Annotated in this window: 1 pseudogene; it reads left to right on the forward strand. The window is 44.5% G+C overall.

What is annotated here, in order from left to right:
* A pseudogene (locus tag B2Y23_RS11705) lies at nt 1-220 on the forward strand (type II secretion system protein GspD); the annotation flags it as partial.

Consider the following 220-nt stretch of genomic DNA (forward strand, 5'->3'; position numbering starts at 1 on the left):
CAATGTCACGGTCATTTCCAATAAACCTTTAAATAAAGCCGAAGTCTATGATTTATTTCTGGGTGTATTGAACGTGAATGGTGTGGTCGCCATTCCTTCCGGCAATACCATCAAACTAGTTCCAGATAGCAATGTTAAAAGCTCCGGTGTGCCTTTTGACAGTAAGCACCGCGCGACTGGTGATCAAATTGTCACGCGGGTGATCTGGCTGGAAAATACC

It is taken from the genome of Acinetobacter sp. UBA5934 (assembly GCF_002430855.1).
In the GTDB taxonomy this organism is placed as follows: domain Bacteria; phylum Pseudomonadota; class Gammaproteobacteria; order Pseudomonadales; family Moraxellaceae; genus Acinetobacter.